This is a genomic window from Spiroplasma sp. hyd1, from assembly GCF_016082235.1.
Taxonomy (GTDB): domain Bacteria; phylum Bacillota_I; class Bacilli_A; order Mycoplasmatales; family Mycoplasmataceae; genus Spiroplasma; species Spiroplasma poulsonii.
In genome coordinates this window covers 1-4,786 of record NZ_JXYY01000068.1, presented here as the reverse complement: position 1 = coordinate 4,786, position 4,786 = coordinate 1, and the positions used below count along the sequence as shown (strand labels likewise).

The window sequence follows — 4,786 nt, the reverse complement described above, 5'->3', positions numbered from 1 at the left end:
GCAAGAAGTCTATTAAATAATTAGTATTTAATGTTTTTTCTAAACTAGGTGATTTTTCTTGTATTTCATTACCATCATCATTTTTCAATAGTTCAAGATGACAATTTTTATAACTTAATTTAAGATGTTTTCTAATTTTATTAAAATCTAACACCTCAANTTCAATTTCATCACCAACAGTGAAAAAATCTTTAATATCTCTTACATAATAATCTGAAATCTCACTAATATGAATTAAACCATCAGCCTTTTCTGCTCTACAAAAAGCACCATAAGGTGTAATATTTGTTATTTTAACATTAACTTTATTTCCTTTTTTATACATAAAATTAAATATACTTCCTTTCTTTAAATGCTTTAATTATATCATTAAGACTATAAAAATCATTTGCAGAATTGGGCGAGCGGTTGATTTTTTTAAATTTTTGTGATAAAATGACTTACAAGTTAAAAAAGATTTTGAAGTTCTTTCAAACAAATTTGGGAACCTTTATAAAATTCTTCGCTTAACGCTTAGAATTTTTCCCAAGTACTTTGAAAAGCGCGGCAAAAGTTTTTTTAAACTTTAAGTTATTTTTCACAAAATTATGAAAATCACCGCGAGCCCAGATTAGTATTAAAATATAATCACAATAATAATCATTCTAAATAAGCCCCTTTCTAAAATAAAATATTTAAAACTCTTGACTTGCATATATATAATGTCAATATATCTTGATAAAAAGTTTCAAGATGAAAGAAAGGAAATTATACAAAATGAAAAAACTGTTAAGTTTATTAAGTGTCTTAACAATTAGTGGAACTGCTGTGCCAACAACAATTGCCGCCAGTCCTTATGAAAAACAAGAAGAAAATAAAACACAAACATCAACTGAATATTCTATTTTTAAAAATGATGCGTCGTTTAAAACACCAAGATTATATGTTAATTGAAATGCTAATGATTATTTTGATAAATTAAAAAAACAAATTTTAAAAAGTTTATTAGATAATGGAATTATATTAAATTTAAACAATAGTGGTGGAACATCATACTTTGCTATTAATAATACACAATTTAATTCTTTTGTTATTCCTTTTTCTGTAGAAAGAGATAATCAATCAATTAATATTGACTTAGTTTTTAGATCAAGCGATTTTTATTTACAAGGTTTTTCATATGATACAATATATTATCATTTTTCCGATTCTACAATAACAAGTATTAATGGTCAAACTCCTAGAAACTTAAACTTTGATTCAAATTATAACACTCTGATCGGTGATTCTAACCCCACAATAAGTTGATCAGGTATAGAACAAGCTTTTAATGATTTAGTAAATTATGGTGAAAACCCCGGAAACAACTCTGTAATCAGAGGGGCATTAGCTCGCGTTATTTTAGCAACAGCAGAAAGTATGCGTTTTAGACAAGTTAGAGAAAATATTGAAAGAACTTATAATCAAAATATTCAATTATATTGAAGAGATGATTTTTACCCAATTATAACTAATTGATCAAGAACCACAAGCGAAGCAATTAATTATTTAGAAGAACATGAAAATAGTTTAGATGGATTTACTCACATTAGTAAGATTTTAATATTTACTTCAGTAATTTTAATGCATTTAAATAGTTGTGGAAGTTTTTACTATAAAAATAATACAACGTGTTATGATAAACCAATATTATCAAAATTTTTAACTGAAAATCAACAACCAGTAGAATATTTTTTAGAATGACGTAACGGAGAAGAAAAAATTGGAATACTTGATATTAATTTAGGCAGAGAAATTCCAACTTATTATAATAAAATTATTTTTTTTAATGAAGAAGAAAATAAAGAGGTATATTCAAAATTTTCTTGAGGTGGAAATTCACATTGGGGTTGAAATGTAAATGATATTTTTAAAAATAAGAATATTAAAGATATTATTACTAATGTTAAAGTTGTTTCTGATTCAGATGCTAAAAAATATGCAAATAAAGAATTAATTGATATTAAATGACGTGGTTCAGCAAGAGGTAAAGTATATACTGGTCTTACATTTTATTGAAAAGAAGATAATACTTGACATTTACAAATTTTAACATATTTATACGGTGAAAGTTGAGCAAGTTGAAGTGGCGGTGCTTCATGACACAATCTTGGCAGACGTATTGAATTATCTTAAATTAAAATAATTAAATGAAAAAAATATTAAGCATTTTAGGAACAATCACTTTAATAGGAACAAGTACAACAAGTTTAGTTGCTTGTAATACACCACAAGAATATACACCTGAAAAATTANAACAACTAAAAGAAAAGAACAATATAAATACAAAAAATGGTATTTTAGAATGAATAGCGCAACAAGAAACACCATTTAATCAAGTTGATAATAAATGATATTTTGTGGTGTGGCGTAATGATGATAATGGTAATTTAAAAATTAGTAAATTTAAAAATAATGTAAAATTGAATGTTGGTGAGACACACACTATTAACGAGAGTTTATATTTATTCAATGGAAATTTTGCTGCTAATTTAAAAATTGATTTACAAGTTATTTTAAAAAACGGAGTTCCTCTTGGATGATTTTTCGATAGGGATAGCGCTTTTTTAAAATCTGTTTATTGTTGAAATAATGAGAGCGAACCAAATATAGATGTTGAAAATAAATTAAAAAGTTATTTAGATTTATAAATCTAAATAACTTTTTATATTTCTAATGTAATTAATGATAATTTTTCATTTTTTTTATTAAATAGTTGTAAATTATTAATATTAATTTGTTCTTTTTCTGTAAAAATTGTAATGTCATAATTTCCATAGCCTCATATCCCTGATATTTCAATCTGATTTAAAATAAATAATTCTTTATCAAAAGTTATTTTAATTCTATCTTCAACTAAATTTTTAGTCATACTTATTCAAACTGCTTTTGAATAAAGTAATCTATATCATTGAGAAAAATGATTTAAATAATCTTCTATTTTGTCATTAGAAACAATTAAATTAGTTAAATACTTGCCATATTCTCCATCTGATAATTTAATTTCAGCAGGAATAAGAGAAGGTATGTCGTTTGTTTCTAATTCATTTGTTATTGATAATCAATTAAAATAATTTGCTTCTAACTGATAAATGGGGTTTTCTGAAATATCTTTGTTTTTAATAGTTACTTTAATTTCACCATCNGCATTGTTTATATTATTTTGATTTTTTAAATTTCAGTCTGTAATTTGTCCTGTTTTTGGATCAATAATTGGTGTATTCGGTTTGCTATCATTATTTCAACAATAAACAGATTTTAAAAAAGCGCTATCCCTATCGAAAAATCATCCAAGAGGAACTCCGTTTTTTAAAATAACTTGTAAATCAATTTTTAAATTAGCAGCAAAATTTCCATTGAATAAATATAAACTCTCGTTAATAGTGTGTGTCTCACCAACATTCAATTTTACATTATTTTTAAATTTACTAATTTTTAAATCACCATTATCATCATTACGCCACACCACAAAATATCATTTATTATCAACTTGATTAAATGGTGTTCCACTTGCATAAATTTCTTTTCAATAATTTTTAGGTGGAGTGGGACCACCAGAAAAATTAAAATATGATGAATTTAATAGTACTTGACAATCTTTAAATTCTCAATATCCATTTTCTTTTTTAACTGGTTTTGAAATTAATTCAAAAAAATAAGGAGAAAATAATTTAATATCATCATTATAACCTTTATTAATTGCATATTTACTATATGTATAATTTGATAACATATAAACAATTTGCTTAAATCTTTTAACAGCATTATCATTTAAAGAAGTAAAATTATCTAATTTTCAATTTTCAAATAAACCATCAATAACATCTTCAGGTTTTTGTCCTTCGAATTTTTGGCGCAGCTCAGCCACTTTATTGGTAGGATTACCTTTTTCGTCGTATTTTGAGCCTTGGAATTTTCTATCGTAATTATAACGATATGTTAAAAAATTTAACAAAATAATATTTAGTTCTTTAACGTCTAATAAACCTAAAATATCTTTTCCTTGAATATAGTTTTTGGCAATACTTCACGGTAAAAAACTTTCAGTAAATCAATACTGAAATACTTTTAAATTAGGTTCTGTCTCTATTGGCATTGATAATAAGGGTACTAAACTAGCATTTTCAATATTTGATGATGGATAAGAATAAATACCATTAATATTGCCTCAACACCTAATATTTCCAAATAACATCGCTTTAGGATATTTAATTTCAATTCCATTAACAACAGTATCTTCGGGTAATGATTTTTGTAATACTAAATGAATACTATTTTGGTTTTTTCATTTAAAGTCAGTTATTTTAACTAAATGGGTAGATTTAATAATATTAACACCATCTGGTGAATAGGGGCGTTTATATTCTTCGATGATATAACATTCATTTTTATTATCTTCACTAATTGGTTCATTAATAGATACTATTTTTAAGTCTAATGTTTCTAAAAATGCTTTGTCTTGTTTTGAAATATCATTAATTAAAATATCTTTTTCATCAATCATAACATAACTTGTACTATTATCTTGTACTGTGGTGTTTTGTTGAATTTGTAATTTAAAATTAAAGTCACTAATTTCATAGCCAGTTATTTTAATATATTCATCTTTGTCAATAAAACCTATTTTAACGCTATTTTGAGAGTAGTTTAAGGTTGGTTTTTGCTTTGTCTTAACAAGATTATTAATTTTATAAATATATAAGGTTCTTGCGCGGTCTTCGGTAAATAACTGTTCTAAGTCGGGGTCACTATATTGTGATTGATTAGC

Annotated in this window: 3 protein-coding genes; 2 read left to right on the top strand and 1 reads right to left on the bottom strand. The window is 24.8% G+C overall.

Features of this window, described 5'->3' with window-relative positions; all coding sequences use genetic code 4:
• A partial coding sequence (locus TS70_RS05850; protein ID WP_198049693.1) for a S1 RNA-binding domain-containing protein occupies positions 1-325 on the bottom strand: 325 nt, incomplete at its 3' end.
• Between the two features lie 431 nt (positions 326-756).
• Between TS70_RS05850 and TS70_RS05845 the strand changes: the two genes are divergently transcribed.
• Together TS70_RS05845 and TS70_RS08725 are read left to right on the top strand one after the other, a co-directional pair.
• On the top strand, positions 757-2,154 hold the full coding sequence (locus TS70_RS05845; RefSeq protein WP_198049692.1) for a ribosome-inactivating family protein: 1,398 nt from the start codon (positions 757-759) through the stop codon (positions 2,152-2,154).
• A 14-nt stretch (positions 2,155-2,168) separates the two neighbouring features.
• Positions 2,169-2,669, top strand: a complete 501-nt coding sequence (locus TS70_RS08725; protein WP_198049691.1) for a lipoprotein — start codon at positions 2,169-2,171, stop codon at positions 2,667-2,669.
• The last annotated feature ends 2,117 nt before the right edge of the window (positions 2,670-4,786 follow it).